Origin of the sequence: Flavobacterium cerinum (genome assembly GCF_004028155.1) — a bacterium.
GTDB classification, from domain to species: Bacteria; Bacteroidota; Bacteroidia; order Flavobacteriales; family Flavobacteriaceae; genus Flavobacterium; species Flavobacterium cerinum.
The window spans coordinates 171,834-191,816 of record NZ_SBII01000002.1; the positions used below are offsets into that span (position 1 = coordinate 171,834).

The window sequence follows — 19,983 nt, forward strand, 5'->3', positions numbered from 1 at the left end:
GAACCTTTTAGGTTTAAATTACAACAGCAATGAGACACGGAAAAAAATTTAATCATTTAAGCAGGCAGCAAGGACACAGAAGGTCTATGCTAGCTAACATGGCCTGCTCACTTATAGAGCACAAGCGTATTAATACGACTGTTGCCAAAGCTAAAGCGCTTAAACAATTTGTTGAGCCTCTAGTTACAAAGTCTAAAGAAGACACAACCCACAACAGACGTATCGTTTTTGCTTACCTTAGAAATAAGTATGCTGTTACTGAACTTTTCAGAGAAGTAGCTGCTAAAGTAGGTGATCGTCCAGGTGGATATACTCGTATCATTAAGCTTGGTAACCGTCTAGGTGACAACGCTGATATGGCTATGATCGAACTTGTAGACTTTAACGAACTGTACAACGCTACTAAAAAAGAAGCGAAGAAAACAACTCGTAGAAGCCGTACTGCTAAAAAAGCTGATGCAGCTCCTGTTGCTGAAGCTCCAGCAGCTACTGAAGCTCCAGCTGTTGATACAGATGAGAACAAAGAAGCTACTGAATAATCATGAAATTGATTCTTCAATAATAGTAAAAAGGATAAACTTTCGAGTTTATCCTTTTTTTTTGCCCAACTTTATCACTTTCTGATAAACCAATTATATTGAATGCTTTAGAAAGACAAATTTTTGAAGTAAATTTGCACGCGAGAAGAAAACAACAAACTACGTAAATGAAATATTCAAATCGAAATCAGGCATTACTCCTTTTAGCAGACGGTACTATTTTTTATGGTAAATCCATTGGTATCGAAGGAACTGTTTTTGGCGAAGTATGCTACAATACCGGAATGACCGGTTACCAGGAAATTTTTACTGACCCATCTTATTTTGGTCAAATTATGGTGGCATCTAATGCCCACATAGGTAACTATGGTACTAATGAAGTAGAAGTAGAGGCAGATAAAATTATGATATCAGGCCTTGTATGCAAGAACTTTAGCTTTAACCACTCAAGAGTGAACTCTACGGAGGGACTTAAAGAGTATTTTGAAAAGCAAAATCTTGTAACTATATCTGATGTAGATACCAGAGCGTTGGTAAGCTATATTAGAGACAATGGTGCTATGAATGCGGTTATTTGTACAGATGGCACTCCTATTGAAGAACTTAAAAAGCAATTGGCAGCTGTTCCGGATATGGAAGGACTGGAATTAGCTTCTAAAGTTTCTACAAAAGAGCCTTACTTTGTAGGTGAGCCTACTGCAAAATATAAAATATCTGCACTAGACCTTGGTATTAAAAAGAATATTTTAAGGAATCTTGTTAAGAGGGATTGCTACGTAAAAGTGTTCCCTTTTGATGCTACATATGAAGATATGAAGAGCTTTAGTCCAGACGGATATTTCCTTTCTAACGGTCCTGGCGACCCGGATCCGCTTTTAGTAGCACAGGAAACTGCTAAAAAGATATTAGAAAACAATAATCCTGTATTTGGAATTTGTCTTGGACACCAGGTATTGGCTCTTGCTAACGGTATCTCTACATACAAAATGTTTAATGGACACAGGGGGATTAACCACCCAGTTAAAAACCTGCTTACGGGAAAAGGAGAAATCACTTCTCAGAACCACGGTTTTGCAGTAGTAAGGGAAGAGCTTGAAAAGCACCCGGATTTCGAAATTACACATGAGCACATTAATGACGGTACTGTTGCAGGTATGCGTATGAAAAGCAAAAACTGTTTCTCTGTACAGTATCACCCTGAAGCGAGCCCTGGCCCGCACGATGCAAGCTACCTTTTTGATGAGTTCATCGAAAACATAGAAAAGGCAAAATAAAGAATACGATAAATCCCTGAATGAGATTTACTGACTTTTTTAGTTATAAAATTGGGCTAATAATTTATTAGCCCAATTTTATATAATATACTTCTTCGTAGTTTGATACTTGAAGAGATTAAATAGATAGTGTTCGGCATAATGAATCTAAATATTTAAAGCTAAATCGATTGCGTTTATAAGTTTTTTAAAATTGGGGTAATTGATTTTTCAAAATGTTTAAATTTGTTAGGCTTCAGAAATTAAGTATAACAACAAAAAACAATATAATGAGTATTATTATTAAAGTTCATGCCAGGCAAATACTGGATTCACGTGGAAACCCAACAGTAGAAGTTGATGTAATTACAGAGAATGGAGTTCTTGGAAGAGCAGCTGTGCCATCTGGAGCTTCAACTGGAGAGCATGAAGCTGTTGAATTGCGTGATGGTGGTAAAGCTTACATGGGTAAAGGTGTTTTAAAAGCTGTTGAGAATGTAAACGTAAGTATTGCAAGTGAAATCGTTGGTATGTCTGTTTTTGAACAGAATGCTATTGATAAAGCTATGATTGAACTTGATGGTACTGAAAATAAATCAAATTTAGGAGCTAATGCTATCCTTGGTGTTTCTCTTGCTGTTGCTAAAGCAGCTGCAAACGAACTTGGAATGCCTTTATACCGTTATATTGGGGGTGTATCTGCTAACACACTTCCTTTACCAATGATGAACATTATTAATGGTGGTTCGCACTCTGATGCACCTATCGCTTTCCAGGAATTTATGATCATGCCGGTAAAAGCAAATAATTTTACTCATGCAATGCAGATGGGAACTGAGATTTTCCATAATCTGAAAAAAGTATTACACGATAGAGGTTTAAGTACTGCTGTGGGTGATGAAGGTGGTTTTGCCCCTAATTTACCGGGCGGAACTGAGGACGCTCTTGATACTATTAAAAAAGCTGTTGAAAATGCAGGTTACAAATTTGGTGATGAAGTAAAGATCGCTTTGGACTGTGCTGCTTCGGAATTTTATGTAAACGGCAAATATGACTATACTAAATTTGAAGGTGAAAACGGTAAAATAAGAACTTCTCAGGAGCAGGCGGATTATCTTGCTGAACTTACTGTTAAATATCCTATCGTTTCTATTGAAGATGGTATGCAGGAAAATGACTGGGAAGGTTGGAAATATCTTACTGATAAAATTGGAGACAAAGTTCAATTAGTAGGAGACGATTTATTTGTTACGAATGTTGAGCGTCTGGCTAAAGGTATTGCTACTAAAACGGCTAACTCTATACTTGTAAAAGTGAACCAGATTGGTACGCTTACAGAAACAATCGCTGCAGTAAATATGGCTCATAATGCTGGTTATACATCTGTAATGTCTCACCGTTCAGGAGAAACTGAAGATTATACTATTGCTGACCTTGCTGTTGCTTTAAACTGTGGCCAAATCAAAACAGGATCGGCTTCAAGAAGTGACCGTATGGCAAAATATAACCAATTGTTAAGAATCGAGGAAGAACTTGCTGATGTAGCTTACTTTCCCGGTGAAAAAGCATTTAAGGTAAAACATTAATTATTTGTTATTATATATTGAAAGGGCTGTTCTGAAAAGAGCAGCCTTTTTTATGCTCAAATCTCACCGGATATAATTTTATTTGATATAAATACTGCGAATTCTAAATGGAAGGCTTCAAATTCTAAACGAATGGCTTGAAATCCATATGAAATGATAAATTTGTTTTATTAAATCCGGATTATGAAATTTTTTAAATTTTTCCTTCTAACAATCCTTACCATTTTTACCTGTACATCAGCTTTGTCTCAAACAAAGGTGCTTGACAGCCTTTTTAATAAAATTAATACAACAGCATCGGCTACCGAGAAAGTGAAATTATTAAATGCTGTGGCCGGGGAGTATGTAGAGAGTAATCCTGCAACAATGATGAAGTATGCCAGACAGGCTCTCACTCTTGCTAAGGAAAACAAATTAAAACAGGATGAAGCAGATTCATGGTTTAATATTGGTAATGCAAATGTTATGCTGAGTCATTATACAGAAGCACTTAAAAGTTATACAAACTCTCAGGTTTTATATGAAGAATTGCTTAAAACAATAAAAGAGAGTGAAAAGAACAAGATTAAAGATGGGCTTGCTCGTGCTTATGGGAGCATAGGTGTGGTTTGTTCTGAGCAGAATAATTACGCTAAAGCTCTTGAATACTATTTTAAGGCATTAAAACTGCATGAAGAAACCAATGAGGAGGAGTATGTGTCTTATGCTTATAATAATATTGGGATAGTTTACAAGGAGCAGAAAGAATATACCAAAGCATTAGAATATTTTAATAAGGCACTGTGGCTGCAGAAAAAATTAGGAGATAATAATTCGGCCATTACGATTACGAATATAGGTGCTATTTATCTTTTGAGAGATGAGAATGATAAAGCATTAGGATCCTTTAAGGAAGCAGAAAAAATACTCGCTAAACATAATGATAAAAGAGCCTTGGCAGAGCTGTATAATAATTATGGGAATTATTATGTGAAGGTTCATAAGTATGAAGATGCAGAGAAAAGCTACTTAAAAGCATTAAAAATATTTGAAGAAACAGATGAGAAATATGTAGCATCGGCTTCACTTGGATATTTAGGAGAAGTATATGCGTTACAGAAAAAGGACACAGAAGCAATACAATACCTTCAAAAATCATCAGTATTAGCTGAAGAAATAGGTGTACTCGAACAGGTTAAATCATCAGAAAAAGCCCTGAGTGATATCTATGAAAAGAAAGGAAACATGGCTGAAGCTTTAAAGCATTATAAAAAATACAGTGAGGCAAAAGACAAGATCAATAATAGTGAGAACATAAAAAGCATAGTTCGTGAAGAAATGAATTATGAATTTGAACGAAAAGAGGCTTTACAAAAAATTGAATATGAAAAAAGGCAGGTGATGTTTGATGAGCAGGCTAAAAGGCATAAACAACAAATGTTTTTTACTGCCTTATTTATACTGCTTCTTTTTGGAATTGCATTTTTGATTTACAACAGGTTCCAGTTAAAAAAGACACTTACATTACAAAGAGATCTTGCAGAGTATGAACAAAAAGCGTTGCATTTACAAATGAATCCGCATTTTGTATTTAACTGTCTTGGGTCGATATCCAGTTTTATTGTGCAAAACGGAACGGATTCGGCAATTAAATACCTGTCTAAATTTTCTAAACTCATGCGTCTTACACTTGAGTATTCTAAGGAGTCATTGATTCCTATTGATAAAGAAATTGAAGGATTGCAAAATTATCTGGAATTGGAGCAACTGCGTTTTAATAAGATGTTCGACTTTTCAATAACTAAAGACCCTAATATTGAAGATGACATGGCGATGCCGCCATTATTGTTACAGCCTTTTGTGGAGAATGCCATCTTACATGGCTTGGTTCCTAAAAAGGAAAGAGGCATGATAACCATAGATTTTGCTATTGAAAATGATAAGCTCATTTGTACAATTACGGATGATGGGATAGGATTTACTAAGTCAAAACAGCTGAAGGAAAATTCGGTTACAGTACATAAATCGATGGCATTAGAAATAACACGAAAGAGATTAGAGGTTATTCAGGCAGTGACTTCTAAAAGTTCTCATGTTGAGATTAAGGAGTTAACCGATGCTAATGGTGATCCTGCAGGAACAAGAATTATATTAAATTTACCTATACAATATTCAACCAACTAATTATGATTACAGCATTACTTATTGATGACGATAACAATTTAAGGAATGGCATGAAAGGTCTGCTAAGTATGTATGCCCCCGATATCGAGATACTTGGTGAAGCTGAGAGTGTGAAATCGGGTATTGCTGCTATAGAGAGCCATAAACCGGATGTAATATTTTTAGATATACAATTAGGAGATGGAACCGGGTTTGATATTTTAGAGCAACTGGCACAAAAGAAAGGAAGCCTTTCGTCGCATGTTGTTTTCATTACAGCACATGAAGAGTATGCCTTAAAAGCATTTCGCTTTAGCGCGCTGGATTACTTGCTTAAGCCCGTTGATCCGGAAGAGCTGCGTAAAGTGGTAGAAAAAATTAAAAAGGTTTTGGCTAATAATGATAGCTACGCACACATAGATCTATTGCTGGAAAATATAAGAAAAAAAGTAGATAAGTTTAAAAGGATAGCGCTTTCTACATCAGATGGTATCCATCTCTTTGAGGTAAGTGATATCATTAGACTTGAATCGCAGGATAATTATACCAAGTTTTACATCAAGGATAATAAACCTGTTTTAATTGCAAAAACACTTAAGGAGTATGAAGACCTCCTTTCGGAACAGGGTTTTGAACGCATCCATCAATCGCATCTTATTAATCTGGCTTATTTAAAGTCGTATATAAAAAAAGATGGTGGGTATGCGATAATGGCAGATAACAGTCATTTACCTATTTCGCAGCGAAAAAAAGAACGCTTGCAGGAGTTATTAAAATCACTATAATATAAACTGTAAATGGTTTTGAAATAAACTATCAAAGTAAACACATTGAAAACTAAACATAAGGTCATGAAAAATACTTTACTCTATTTATTACTCCTTTCATCCGGGGTTGCGATGGCACAGGAGATTATAATACCGGATGCCTATTTTAAGCAAAAGCTGCTGTTAGCTGATGTTACAAATAACATAGCTAAAGACAGTAGCGGAGATTCTGTGAAAATCGATGCTAATGGAGATGGAATCATCACGCAGCAGGAAGTGGAGGATATACGCGGATTAAATATTCAGTCTTCAGAAATTCAATCTTTGGCAGGAATAGAATATTTTACAGATTTAAGATCGCTTAATTGCAATCAAAATTTTATAACAACGCTGGATGTTACTGCACTTGCAGACCTTAGAGAACTTCATTGCGAACTTAATGGCATGACAACCCTTAATGTTTTAGGACTACAGGATCTTAGAGTTATTAATTGCTCAAGCAACGGACTTACTGTTTTGAATGTAACAGGACTGGAGTATTTAGAAAGTCTTACTTGTAATAATAACGAGTTAACTACATTAGACCTTAATAGTAATATTAACCTATCCTATTTAGGTTGTTATTCTAATAATTTAGAGACTATTTTTTTGAAAAATGGGAAAAACGAAACTTTTGATGATGCCAACTGGATGGAAAATGGAGCATTGAGGTATATTTGCGCAGATGAATCTCAAGTTGCCACAATGGTGGCTGCTGTGCCAAATACGGTTCAGGTGAATTCATATTGCTCGTACGAACCGGGAGGGATCTATAATAAGATAACCGGAACAATAAAGCTTGATCTCAATAACGATGGCTGTGATAATGCAGATATAGCGATGCCTTCCTTAAAACTTAAAATTTCTAACGGACTCTATCAAGATGAAATTTTTACCAGGCCCAATGGGACTTATACTTTTTACGTGGGTACAGGAGACTATTTAATAACTCCTGAATTTGAAAATCCGTATTTTACTGTACCTGTAGCGGAAATAATTTATTTTCCGTTATTGAATAATACAACAATTCCATTAAATTTTTGTGTACATGCTGAAGGTGTTCATCCTGATATTGAAGTTATAATGGCTCCGGTTACTAATGCACGCCCTGGTTTTGATGCCATTTATAAAATAGTTTATAAAAATAAGGGAAACCAGATAATAGAGCAAGGTAGCGTAACCTGTGTTTGGGATAGTTCAAGATTAGGATTTGTAGATATGGTACCGGAGGCAGATGTAATTGAACCTGATACTTATACATGGCTCTATAATGATTTAAAGCCTTTTGAAAGCAGGGAGATCTTAATGACCTTAAACGTAAACAGTCCTACAGACACTCCTGCAGTTAATATTGGAGACATACTCCCATTTACCATGACAACTGTTCCTGTGACTGATGATATACCGGCAGATAATAATTTTGCGTTGAACCAAGTTGTAGTTGGCTCAATGGATCCAAATATCATTACCTGTATTCAAGGGGAGAATACTCCTGCAACTAATATAGGTGAATACTTGCATTATATTGTTAATTTTGAGAATACAGGTACTGCTCCGGCCTCATTTGTTGTTGTACAGCAGGATATTAACCCGGATGAATTTGATGTCACTACCCTACAGTTAATAAATAGTTCGCATGGTGTTGCGAGCAGGCTTAATAATAATAGGGTTGAATTTAGATTTGAAAATATCAATCTTGGAGTTGCAGACCACGGAAATATCCTGTACAAGATAAAAACCAAAAAGAGCTTAAAACAGGGTGACAGGGTTACTAATACGGCCAATATTTATTTTGATTATAATTTTCCTATAGTAACAAATGATGCAAATACTCAATTTGGCGTATTAGGATTGGAAGAGCATACTATAGATAAATCGATAAAAATTTATCCTAATCCAGTTAAAGATAAGGTTACAATAAGCGCTGAAAGTATTTTACAATCGATACAATTGTATGACATACAGGGAAGGTTATTACAAACCGTTCTTGAAAACAATACGACTACTGTTATAGATCTTACTAGAAGAGCTTCAGGGATTTACTTCCTGAAAGTAACAACTGATAGAGGGATAAAAGTAGAAAAGATAGTTAGGGAATAAAATTATCTGACTGTTTTATTAAAAGCCAATGCATTGCATTGGCTTTTTTTATTATCAAATTCTAAGTGAGTGCAGTCGAATTCTAAATGACCACTATTTGTTAAGTTAATATGCAATAGTTTTATACTAAGTAATAAATATGGAAACTTAAACTAATCATAAACCAATACATTTTATCATGAAAACAACATTACTTTATTTGTTCCTGCTGATGGCTGGAGGCGTAAGTGCACAGGTTATAAACATTCCCGATCCAAATTTTAAAGCCAGACTGCTTAATACCAGCCCCAGTTATTGGTATGCTAAAGATGCTAATGGGAATAATATAGCGATAGATTCAAATATGAACGGTCAAATCGAGCAAATCGAAGCCTTGCAGGTATCTGAGTTAAATATATATAATAACGGAACAACTCCCGGTTCTATTCAATCACTAGAGGGAATTCAGTATTTTTTAAATTTAAAAAAGCTAGACTTAGGCAATCATGGTTTAACGTCCTTAGATGTATCTGCATTAACTAATCTTGAAAATTTAAATTGCCGTGCTAATAGTCTGCAAACTTTAAATTTGACAGGGTTAATTAATTTGAAATACCTGAATTTCGAGTTCAATAAAATGACAAGTTTTAATTCGGCAGGACTAACGGGCTTAGAGACTATTCAGTGCCATACAAACTTATTGACATCCTTAACTCTTTCGGGGTCTCCTAACCTTGAGGGGCTACAGTGTTATAATAATCAGTTAACAGTGCTCGATGTTTCTACACTTTCACAATTGTCATCGCTTAGCTGTTCTAAGAATCAATTGACATCGTTAAATGTATCTATGAATCCACAGTTAAATGCACTATACTGTGCAAATAACACGATGTCTTCTTTAGTACTGGACGATCTTCAGCCTCTTAAAGCATTGGATTACTCAAACAATCCATTACCGAATGTAAACGTATCAGCATATACAGGGTTAGAGTTTCTTAATTGCAGTTATACAGGCATGACAACTTTAAACCTGGCAGGATTTACGGCTTTAACTGATCTTTACTGTTCGGGTAATCTTTTTACAACTCTGGCAACGGATGACCTGGGTTCATTAACTTATATGGAGTGTAAAAACTCATTACTAACGCATCTGGACCTTAGTCATTCGCCAAATCTTAACTACATCCATATTACAGATAACGCATTGCTTACTTCTATAAACCTTCATAATGGAGGGATGATAATTCATCCGGGTGAATGCCAGTTTACAAATAATCCTAACCTGCAGTTTATATGTGTAGATGAAGAAGAAGCAGATGAACTATTGCAGTATTTCGAATGGAATCAGGTAGTGCCTCCGGTTATGGGGACTGACTGTTCTTTCCAGCCTGGAGGACTTTATAATAGCATAAGCGGGGTTTTAAAATATGATTATAATGCAAATGGTTGCGATGCAAACGATGCTCCGGCCATATACACTAAGGTTAAGATTGTAAATGGCACACAGGAAAAAATAAGATTTACAAATAGTGATGGTGAGTATTTAGCCTATGTGGGTACAGGAGATCATGATATTACTGTTGAGTCTGAAAATTCATTGTTTTTGTTTTCACCATCTCCGGCTTCAGTAAATTTCCCTGCTTGGGATGGTACAGCTCATGTTCAGGATTTTTGCTTAACAAGTAATGGTGTAAGTCCAGATGTAGAAATAGCAATTGTGCCATCAATTCCCGCAATGCCTGGCTTTAATGCTTCTTATAAATTAATTTTAAAGAACAATGGCAATCAGATACTTTCCGGAGCAGTTACTTTTACTTATGATGATGCGGTCTTAGATTTTGTATCTGCTGCGCCTTTACAAAATAGTGTTGCAGGAGGAGTAGTAACATGGAACTATACAGATTTGCTTCCATTCGAAAACCGTTTGATATATGTCACGTTAAACGTTAATGCACCTACAGATACACCCGCAGTAAACATAGACGATCAATTGGACTTTACAGCGCAAGTAACACCAATAAGTGGAGATTTAACTCCGGACAACAATTCGTTTGAACTGAACCAGATCGTGGTAGGGTCTTTTGATCCGAATAATATTGTTTGCCTTCAGGGAGAAACAGAGGCTCCGGAAGCAATAGGAGATTATCTGCACTATGTTATAAATTTTGAAAACACGGGTAATGCTGCTGCAACCTTTGTTGTGGTAACACAGCAGATTGACGAAACTATGTTTGATGTAAAATCGTTAGAACTACTAAATAGTTCTCATGAAGTTGCCGCTACTGTAGAAGGTAATAAAGTTGAATTTAGATTTGACAATATAAATTTAGCCGGAGGTGCGCAGGGCAGCATTACGTTTAAAATGAAAACGCTGCAAACTCTTGTAGAAGGAGATGAAGTTATGAATTCTGCAAAGATTGTTTTTGATCATAATTTCCCACTACAAACAAACAATGCTGTTACTTTATTTAAAACAGTGCTTGGCAGGGAAAACTTTACAAAAAATAATTTGATAGCGGTTTATCCTAATCCTGCTAAAGATAATGTGACTATAACTGCAGACAGTAATTTACAGTCAATACAATTGTATGATATTCAGGGAAGATTACTGCAAACTTCTGTCGAAAACAATAACAGTACTAATTTTGATATGACTAATAGAGCAGCCGGTATTTACTTTTTAAAGATAACTACTGAGAAAGGTGCCAAGGTTGAAAAGCTGATTAAAAAATAGGTTTATTCTGTTATTTTACATTTTTATCAAAAGTCAATGCTGCAAAGTGTTGACTTTTGATTTTTATATGCATAATTAACGATTTTAATAAGTAATTTTCTTCTTAGATAAATTGTAATTTATTAAATTCGCAGGAATATATTTTCAAAACCATAATCATACTACAATCATGTCAAATACTGCAATATTAGAAATTGATGGCAAAAAGTATGAGTTTCCTATTATAGTAGGGACCGAAAATGAGGTTGCCATCGATATTGATAAATTACGCGGAGAAACTGGAGCTATTACGATCGACCCAGGTTATAAAAACTCTGGATCATGCAAGAGTGAAATTACTTTTTTAGACGGAGAAAAAGGCATCCTGCGTTACAGGGGCTATTCTATTGAAGACCTTGCAGACAAATCTAATTTCCTTGAAGTTTCTTACCTTCTTATCTTTGGAGAACTGCCAACCGCAGCCGATCTTGAAAAATTTGAAACGAACATAAGGAAATATACCCTTGTTAATGAAGAGATGAAAAACATCATTGACGGGTTTCCAAAGAATGCTCACCCAATGGGGGTATTGGCATCTCTTACAAGTGCACTTACTGCATTCAACCCTAAATCGGTAGATGTAAGTAATGAAAAAGAAATGTATGAGGCTGTTTGTAAAACTATGGGTAAATTCCTGGTTATTGCAACATGGACGTACAGAAAAAACATGGGTTACCCTTTAAACTATTATGATAATACAAAAGGGTATGTAGAAAACTTTATGCGCTTAATGTTTGAACTTCCTACAGGACCTTACAAAATAGATACTAAGATTATCAATGCACTTGATAAACTATTTATTCTACATGCAGATCATGAGCAAAACTGTTCTACGTCTACAGTAAGAATGGTTGGTTCATCTCATGCTGGTCTTTTTGCTTCAATTTCTGCAGGTGTATCTGCACTGTGGGGACCGCTGCATGGTGGTGCTAACCAGGCAGTACTTGAAATGCTTGAAGAGATCCAGAAAAACGGTGGTGATGCTGATAAATATCTTGCAAAAGCAAAAGATAAAGAAGATCCATTCCGTCTTATGGGCTTTGGTCACAGAGTTTACAAAAACTTTGATCCAAGAGCAAAAATCATCAAAAAAGCAGCAGATGATGTATTAGCAACTTTAGGAGTGAACGATCCTGTTCTTACTATTGCTAAGAAACTTGAAGAAGCAGCTTTACAAGATGAATACTTTAAATCAAGAAACCTGTATCCTAACGTAGATTTCTATTCTGGAATCATTTACAGAGCATTAGGAATACCTACAGAAATGTTTACTGTATTGTTTGCTATTGGCCGTTTACCAGGCTGGATTGCACAATGGAAAGAAATGCGTTTAAACAAAGAACCTATAGGTCGTCCAAGACAGGTATATACAGGTTCACCTCTAAGAGAGTTTGTTAAAACAGAAAACAGGTAATTCACCTTACTCTGAATACTATAATTAAAGCCACTCATAACGAGTGGCTTTTTATTTGTTATTACCTATAGATGTTTATTTTGATAAATAAGTATCAATATTTTTATTATTCTTTATAATCAGAAGTTCATTATCTATATTTGCCAAAAAGCCAAATACCATGTTGCAACTCAACGTAAAAAATGAAACATCAAGATTAAGGGCCGTTATATTAGGTATAGCCACTAGTAATGGGCCTACGCCGGAAGTTCATGAAGCATACGATCCAAAATCATTGGAGCATATAAAAGCAGGAACTTATCCTGTTGAAGAAGATATGCTAAAGGAAATGGATGCACTTGCAAAAGTTTTTGATAAGTACAATGTAAAAGTATACCGTCCTGAGGTTATAGAAAATTATAATCAGATATTCAGCAGGGATATTGGTTTTGTAATTGATGATATATTTATTAAGGCAAACATTCTTCCGGACAGGGAGCGTGAGCTGGATGCTATACAATATGTTATTGATCAAATGGATCCTAATAAGGTAGTTCGCCCGCCTGAAGAGGTACATATTGAAGGTGGTGATGTAATGCCATGGAATGATCATATTTTTATTGGTACCTACAAAGGCAGCGACTATAAAGATTTTATTACCGCCAGAACAAACATGGAAGGCGTAAATTATATTAAAGAACTTTTCCCAAATAAGATCGTTAAGGAGTTCGATCTGGTTAAGTCCAGAATAGAGCCACGCGATAATGCACTGCACCTGGATTGCTGTTTTCAGCCGGTAGGTACAAACATGGGAGTTATTTATAAAAGTGGTTTTAGAGAAGAAGCAGATTATTTGTATCTTGTGGACTTATTTGGTAAAGAGAACCTTTTCCATATAGAGCGCGAAGAAATGTATAACATGACTTCAAACTTTTTTTCTATTGATACCAATGTTGTTGTTATAGAAAAGAATTTTACACGATTGAAAAACTGGCTTTTAGAACGTGATTTTACTGTAGAAGAAGTGCCATATGCCGAAATTGCTAAGCAGGAAGGTTTACTGCGCTGCTCTACTTTACCGCTTTTTAGAGATTAGTTTTATTTAAATTTAGAATTATGAGACAGATTACCGATACAATATTAATGATACGTCCTGTAGCATTCAGGATGAATGAGCAAACTGCGGTTAATAACTATTACCAAAAAGTTATGGACAGCCTTTTACCGGAAACAGTAAATGCTAAGGCGCAGCAGGAATTTGATGCTTTTGTTGAGAAGTTAAGAGCCGTTGGCGTAAATGTAGTTGTAGTAGATGATACTACGGATACTGATACACCTGATTCTATTTTTCCAAATAACTGGGTTTCTTTCCATGAAAATAGTGATGTGGCATTATATCCTATGTTTGCAGAGAATCGTCGTACCGAGCGTCGTGAAGAGATTTTGGACCTTCTTGAAGATAAAGGCTTTACTATTGAGAATATTGTTGATTATACATCGGCAGAAGAAGATAATATATTTCTTGAAGGCACAGGAAGTATTGTACTGGACAGACAAAACCAAAAAGCGTATTGCGCTTTATCGCCACGTGCAGATGAAGAGCTGTTAATTGAGTTTTGTGAAGACTTTGAATACACACCTATTATATTTGAAGCCTATCAGACTGTAGATGGTGAACGTAAACTTATTTATCATACAAATGTAATGATGTGTGTAGGTGAAACATTTGCTGTTATTTGCGCTGACTGTATCGACGATAAGAAAGAACGCAAAATGGTACTTGATAATCTTAAACAAGATGGTAAAGAAGTTATATTGTTGACAGAGGCTCAACTTAATAACTTTGCTGGGAACATGCTGCAGGTAAGAGGTGCTGATAATAAGAGTTATCTTGTAATGAGTGATTCGGCAAGACAGGTGCTTACTAAAGACCAGGTGGCGAAAATTGAAAAACACACAGAAATACTAACTGCTAACCTTGATACTATTGAGGCTTGCGGTGGTGGAAGTGCACGTTGTATGATGGCCGAAGTATTTTTACCGACTAAATAATATGCTATCTAAAAAAACAAAATACGGGTTAAAGGCGCTTATCTTCATTGCAAAGCAATCGGAGACGGCGCCTGTGCTCATATCTGATATCTCTGAAAAAGAAAAAATTCCTAAAAAATTTTTAGAAGCTATTCTGCTTGATCTTAAAAAGTTTGGCATTTTAGGTTCGAAGAAAGGAAAGGGTGGAGGGTACTATCTTATGAAAGACCCTAAAACCGTTACAGCCGCAACACTTATACGTGTACTTGATGGCCCTATTGCTATGCTGCCTTGCGTGAGCCTTAATTATTACGAGAAGTGTGATGACTGCCCTCATGAAGAGGTTTGTTCGCTTAATAAATTTTTGGCCGAAGTACGTGATAATACCCTTAGTTTACTGCAGCAGAAAACATTATATGACTTAACGCAGTTGTAGCATTTTTTTTATTCAATTAGCATACTATTTCTATAGAGTAATAGTTTTATTCAAGAAAAAATAGTATTATTGAAGTATGTGATTGATAAAGTTCAAACAAGAGTTTTTCAATACAAATAAAAAAATGTAGTCACCAATTTTTAGATATTTTAAAGCCCATAAGGCCAAAGATGATTTATCCTTATTCAGTTTTTATTATACTGAGATAATAGGATTTTGGAGCGAGTTTATGTTTTGTTATATAGTTTGTATCAGGCTGTTTTGTAATGAAGGCAGCCTGATTTTTTATTTAAAACTTATAGAGCTTAAAATATTTACTATCGAACTGCTGATGTACTGCACACCTATAGCAATTACTATAAAGCCGATTATTCTCGAAATAGCAACGATTCCTGATGCTCCTAATATTCTGGATAGGTAGTGGGCACTTCTCATCGTTAAGAAAATAACAAACGCTACAGCAATAATAGCAAGACATGCAATGACCTGCTGTTCTATGGATTTGTTGTAATCCTGATACATCGCGATAAGCAGCGATATAGAACCAGGACCCGCAAGCATCGGGATAGCAAGTGGCGTTAAAGCTATGTCATTCCTTTTTTGAGCATCATTTTTTACTTCTTTATTAACTCCCCTCTTTTTACTGAACTTTCCTGTTAGCAAGGAAAAACCTGAACTCACTATTATAAGTCCTCCCGCAATTCGTAAAGCATCGATGCTGATACCAAAAAAGGCTAAAACATACTGTCCTACAAAAAATGAAATAATAAGAATTATAAAGACATTTACAGCTGCCCAAAATGATATGCGTGATCGCTCTTCTTTAGTATCGTCCTGAGTTAAGCCAACAAATATTGGTACCGCACCTAGTGGATTGATAACAGAGAAAAGGGCTGCAAAGATGTAAATGAATAATTCCATAGGTTGGTTTTTATAAAGGTAAAATTACATTTTTATATGAGTGCTGGTTTTTCCAAATCATTAAATTCATTGCCGGTATACCAGCAAAAAAAAGGCAATGGTAACGATAGGTTGATGTATCTAAAATATAAATATTTTCTTAAACAGAGCCTTTCTATTCAATGATATAATTTTATTGTGGGGAATAGGATAAAATGAGCTGATCTTATTTGTGTTAATATACCGGCTATCCTTCTTTGATTACTATTTCTTGTTAAATTAGTAAAAAAAAATGTAATGATAAATAAGGCCTTGTTTTTATTCTTTTTCATGTTTGGTTTTTATAGCCTGAATGCTCAAACCATATCAGGATACGTTTATGATGATGTGGAGAAAAAGCCTCTTGAAGGTGCTCTGGTATATTTAGATGGTACCACTCTTAAAACGAATACTGATGCTAAAGGCTTTTTTAGTCTTACCTCATTACAGGATATTAGTGGAGTATTAGTTGTAAGTTATCTGGGATATCAAAACTATCTACTAAATAATCCTTTTACTAATACCAAACCTGTTACTGTCCTATTAAAAGAAAATACGACGAGACTTGATGAGGTTGTTATTAATAAAACAAAAGGTCCTTTTTCGAGAAAAGAAATGCTTAAAGCTTTTAGGGAGCAATTTTTAGGACAGTCGGCAGCGGGGTCTTCCTGTAAAATTGTAAACGAAAAAGACATTTATTTTGATTATGATCCTGCTGCAAGAACATTGAAGGCAATGAGTACAAAACCTTTGCAGATCATTAATAAGCGGCTTAAATATACTTTAGTATTTGATCTTGCCGGTTTTGAGGTGGCTTATAAAACAAAAAGTCTTAATAGGGCCTATATAAATACGAGCTTTTTTGCAGGAACCACATTTTTTACTGATACATCTGAAAAAGGTAATGCTGATAAAAAGAGAAAGGCAGCTTATCAGGGTTCTCAGGTTCATTTTTTAAAAGCTCTTACCCAAAAGCAATTGAAGAAAGAGAAGTATGATTTTTATGTTGATAAGCTTCCGGATGATCCCGAGAAATACTTTATTATAAAAGACACCCTTAATGTAAAAAAGGTAACGGTAGTGCCTCTTCCGGAACAGCAACGAGAAGAGACACTTAATTCGGTTAAATATAACCCGGAGCGATCAAAGTATCACAATATGCGTTATACTTTTTTGCATGATAAGAAAAATCAGTCTTTCCTTAATTTTGACAAAGGTGTTTTTTATGTAGATGAAAACGGGTTATTTGGACCGGTTACCGAAGTTGTGTTTGGCGGATATATGGGAAACCTTAAAGCAGGTGACATGCTTCCTGCCGACTATAAATATACCGAGTAGATGTTATAGTAACTATAAAACTGAAGGATAAGAATACTGATTTAAGTAAATTTGAGTAAAAAGAATTTGTTATGGCTGCATCAAAAAAAACATTGGTAATGGGAGCTTCTTCAAATCCCGACAGATACGCTTATAAAGCAATTAAAATGCTGCAACGCTTTGGACATCCAGTTGTGGCTGTTGGTAAAAAGGAAGACGAGGTTGACGGACTGAAAATTGAAAAACAGCAAATTCCTTTCGAAAATATTGATACTGTTACGCTATATCTTAATCCAATGAACCAAAAGCAGTACTATGACTATATAGTCGCGCTTAAGCCAAATAGGGTTATTTTTAATCCGGGTACCGAAAATCCTGAACTTTATACACTCCTAAGACAAAATGGTATTGAGGTAGAAATAGCCTGTACGCTGGTATTACTTTCTACTAACCAATACTAACTGTTTTCTTTTTACTAATGCATAACAGTAGTAAGAAAGTGATCAGTCCGTTTACAATGATAAGCTCGCTGTCAAACACATAATCTCCAAAAAGAAGAGAAGAGTTAAGGCTTATAAGTAATGTAAGCAGGGGTGATGCTACGCATACAAAAGGTACTATTTTGTCTTTTATAGCATAGTTTTTCATAAACAACCCAAAGGAGTATAATCCAAGGAGTGGTCCATAAGTGTATGATGCGATCCTGAATATCATACTCACTACAGATGAATCGTTTATAGCATTGAATATGATTATAACCAAGAACATTAGGAGTGAGAATGAAACGTGAACCATATGTCTTGTTCTTACCATATTAGGCTTGTTTGCATTCTTTTCTTTATCCATTCCTAAAAAGTCTACACAAAACGACGTTGTAAGTGCTGTAAGAGCAGAATCAGTAGTGGCAAATGTAGCAGCGGTTAATCCTAAAAGAAAAATAACAGACGGTATAATTGTTAGGTGATTAAAGGCAATTTCTGGGAAAAGAAGATCGGTTCTGGTTTTTCCCATAGCATCTACAGGTATACTGATTCCGTTATTATTTGCATAGATATAAAGTAAAGCACCTACGCCTAAAAAGAACAGGTTGATGATAACAAAAATACCTGTAAACGTAAACATGTTCTTTTGTGCTTCTCCTATGTTTTTACAGCTAAGGTTCTTCTGCATCAAATCCTGATCAAGACCTACCATAGCAATAGTGACAAATATTCCGCCCAGTATTTGTTTTACAAAGTGATACTTACTGGTTATAAAATCTTCAAAGAAAAAGATCTTGGAGTAGTTGCTTTTTTTTACGGTCTCGAAAGCTTCAGGCAGACTTAAATGCAGGCTGTCGCAAATAAAGTAGATGGTAAAGAATACCGATGATACAAGGAAGAATGTTTGTAGGGTATCTGTAATTATAATAGTCTTAAGTCCGCCTTTATAGGTATATGCGAATATCAATAAGAGTGATATCAGTACAGTAACCCAGAACGGAATCCCAAATTCATCAAATACATAACGCTGTAATACAATAACGACCAAATAGAGTCTAAAAGCTGAACCTATGGTACGACTTATAAGGAATATCATTGCAGATGTCTTATAGCTGTAATAGCCTAACCGTTCTTCAATATACCCATAAATGGAGGTAAGGTTGAGTCTGTAATATAGTGGCAGCAGTACCTTGGCAATAATTATAAAACCAATAGCATTACCTAATATGAACTGAAAGTATTTAAACTGTTCTCCATTAGGTGAACCAACTTCTCCTGGTACTGATATGAAGGTAACACCGGAAAGCGCAGTACCGATCATACCAAAGGCAACCAGATACCATTTAGAATTTTTGTTGGCTTTAAAAAAAGTATCGTTACTGCTGTCTTTTTTGCTAACTACTCTTGAGATAAGAATCAGGATACCAAAATAAATAACAATGATGGATAGTATGGTTAACGGCTGCATAATAATGGGTTTGTAGTACAAAACAACTAAAAAATATTTCAAAAAGCTACTACTCATGAAATTTGTATTGTGATAAATGCAAATACGCCCTTGTTTAGTACCTTTGCACTATATGGAAATGTCTTCAAAACTACTGGAAAGAGCCGTTGCCGAAATATCCCAGCTGCCGGGTATTGGTAAAAGAACTGCTTTACGGCTGGCACTGCATCTTTTAAAACAACCGGTTGATCAAACGCAGCTGCTTGCCGGTGCATTGCTAAAAATGAGGGAGGAAATTCAGTTTTGTAAAAAATGCCATAATATATCTGATGTAGAGATCTGTGAGATCTGTGCTAACGGTACGCGTGATCAATCGATTATTTGTGTAGTTGAGGATATAAGGGATGTAATGGCAATTGAGAATACCAATCTTTTTAAAGGAATCTACCATGTCCTGGGAGGGAAAATATCTCCCATGGATGGTGTTGGTCCAAGCCAGCTTAATATAACTACATTGGTAGAGAAAGTGCGAACTGGTATAGTGAAAGAACTGATATTTGCTTTGAGTTCTACTATGGAAGGTGATACGACTAACTTTTATATTTACAAACAGATAAAAGACCAAAACATTATAACATCTGCTATTGCAAGAGGTATAGCCGTTGGTGATGAACTTGAGTTTGCCGATGAGGTAACACTTGGGCGAAGCATATTACATCGGGTACCGTTTGAAAGTTCGATGAAAAACCATTAAGTAATA

Annotated in this window: 16 protein-coding genes; 14 read left to right on the top strand and 2 right to left on the bottom strand. The window is 35.4% G+C overall.

The features are described 5' to 3' along the window. Positions 1 to 29 precede the first annotated feature (29 nt). The 11 genes from rplQ (at position 30) to EPI11_RS03790 (ending at position 15,038) form a co-directional block, all read left to right on the top strand. Positions 30 to 539: a 50S ribosomal protein L17 gene (gene rplQ, locus EPI11_RS03740; RefSeq protein WP_128388615.1), complete on the top strand. Its 510-nt coding sequence runs from the start codon at positions 30 to 32 to the stop codon at positions 537 to 539. A 167-nt stretch (positions 540 to 706) separates the two neighbouring features. Then, positions 707 to 1,813: a glutamine-hydrolyzing carbamoyl-phosphate synthase small subunit gene (gene carA / locus EPI11_RS03745; RefSeq protein WP_128388616.1), complete on the top strand. Its 1,107-nt coding sequence runs from the start codon at positions 707 to 709 to the stop codon at positions 1,811 to 1,813. Positions 1,814 to 2,082: 269 nt separating this feature from the next. Next, positions 2,083 to 3,378, top strand: coding sequence for a phosphopyruvate hydratase (gene eno / locus EPI11_RS03750; protein WP_128388617.1), 1,296 nt, complete (start codon positions 2,083 to 2,085; stop codon positions 3,376 to 3,378). 183 nt (positions 3,379 to 3,561) lie between these two features. Next, positions 3,562 to 5,541, top strand: coding sequence for a tetratricopeptide repeat-containing sensor histidine kinase (locus tag EPI11_RS03755; RefSeq protein WP_128388618.1), 1,980 nt, complete (start codon positions 3,562 to 3,564; stop codon positions 5,539 to 5,541). 2 nt (positions 5,542 to 5,543) lie between these two features. After that, positions 5,544 to 6,305 (top strand): LytR/AlgR family response regulator transcription factor, encoded by a 762-nt coding sequence (locus tag EPI11_RS03760; protein ID WP_128388619.1) that lies wholly within the window; start codon positions 5,544 to 5,546, stop codon positions 6,303 to 6,305. Positions 6,306 to 6,371: 66 nt separating this feature from the next. Beyond that, positions 6,372 to 8,426: a T9SS type A sorting domain-containing protein gene (locus tag EPI11_RS03765; protein WP_128388620.1), complete on the top strand. Its 2,055-nt coding sequence runs from the start codon at positions 6,372 to 6,374 to the stop codon at positions 8,424 to 8,426. A gap of 178 nt (positions 8,427 to 8,604) precedes the next feature. Continuing rightward, entirely contained in the window at positions 8,605 to 11,139 is a 2,535-nt protein-coding gene (locus EPI11_RS03770) for a DUF7619 domain-containing protein (RefSeq protein WP_128388621.1), read from the top strand. Positions 11,140 to 11,308: 169 nt separating this feature from the next. Then, positions 11,309 to 12,592, top strand: a complete 1,284-nt coding sequence (locus EPI11_RS03775) for a citrate synthase (RefSeq protein WP_128388622.1) — start codon at positions 11,309 to 11,311, stop codon at positions 12,590 to 12,592. A 160-nt stretch (positions 12,593 to 12,752) separates the two neighbouring features. Further along, positions 12,753 to 13,667 carry a dimethylarginine dimethylaminohydrolase family protein gene (locus EPI11_RS03780; RefSeq protein ID WP_128388623.1) on the top strand — a complete coding sequence of 305 codons (915 nt, stop codon included), beginning with the start codon at positions 12,753 to 12,755 and terminating at the stop codon, positions 13,665 to 13,667. Positions 13,668 to 13,687: 20 nt separating this feature from the next. Next, positions 13,688 to 14,623, top strand: a complete 936-nt coding sequence (ctlX, locus tag EPI11_RS03785) for a citrulline utilization hydrolase CtlX (RefSeq protein WP_128388624.1) — start codon at positions 13,688 to 13,690, stop codon at positions 14,621 to 14,623. 1 nt (position 14,624) lies between these two features. Next, entirely contained in the window at positions 14,625 to 15,038 is a 414-nt protein-coding gene (locus tag EPI11_RS03790; protein WP_128388625.1) for an RrF2 family transcriptional regulator, read from the top strand. A 285-nt stretch (positions 15,039 to 15,323) separates the two neighbouring features. Here the strand turns inward: EPI11_RS03790 and EPI11_RS03795 are convergent, their stop codons facing one another. After that, entirely contained in the window at positions 15,324 to 15,959 is a 636-nt protein-coding gene (locus tag EPI11_RS03795) for a MarC family NAAT transporter (RefSeq protein WP_128388626.1), read from the bottom strand. 276 nt (positions 15,960 to 16,235) lie between these two features. Between EPI11_RS03795 and EPI11_RS03800 the strand changes: the two genes are divergently transcribed. Beyond that, positions 16,236 to 17,315 carry a carboxypeptidase-like regulatory domain-containing protein gene (locus tag EPI11_RS03800; RefSeq protein WP_128388627.1) on the top strand — a complete coding sequence of 360 codons (1,080 nt, stop codon included), beginning with the start codon at positions 16,236 to 16,238 and terminating at the stop codon, positions 17,313 to 17,315. Positions 17,316 to 17,386: 71 nt separating this feature from the next. Continuing rightward, positions 17,387 to 17,755, top strand: coding sequence for a CoA-binding protein (locus EPI11_RS03805; RefSeq protein ID WP_128388628.1), 369 nt, complete (start codon positions 17,387 to 17,389; stop codon positions 17,753 to 17,755). Here EPI11_RS03805 and EPI11_RS03810 read toward each other — a convergent pair. Beyond that, the gene (locus tag EPI11_RS03810) at positions 17,742 to 19,244 is read right to left on the bottom strand and encodes a sodium:solute symporter (RefSeq protein WP_128388629.1); all 1,503 of its coding nucleotides are present in this window, start codon (positions 19,242 to 19,244) and stop codon (positions 17,742 to 17,744) included. The genes EPI11_RS03805 and EPI11_RS03810 overlap by 14 nt on opposite strands. Before the next feature lie 112 nt (positions 19,245 to 19,356). Here EPI11_RS03810 and recR point away from each other — a divergent pair, with 112 nt between their 5' ends. Then, positions 19,357 to 19,977 (top strand): recombination mediator RecR, encoded by a 621-nt coding sequence (recR, locus tag EPI11_RS03815; protein WP_128388630.1) that lies wholly within the window; start codon positions 19,357 to 19,359, stop codon positions 19,975 to 19,977. Positions 19,978 to 19,983 lie beyond the last annotated feature (6 nt).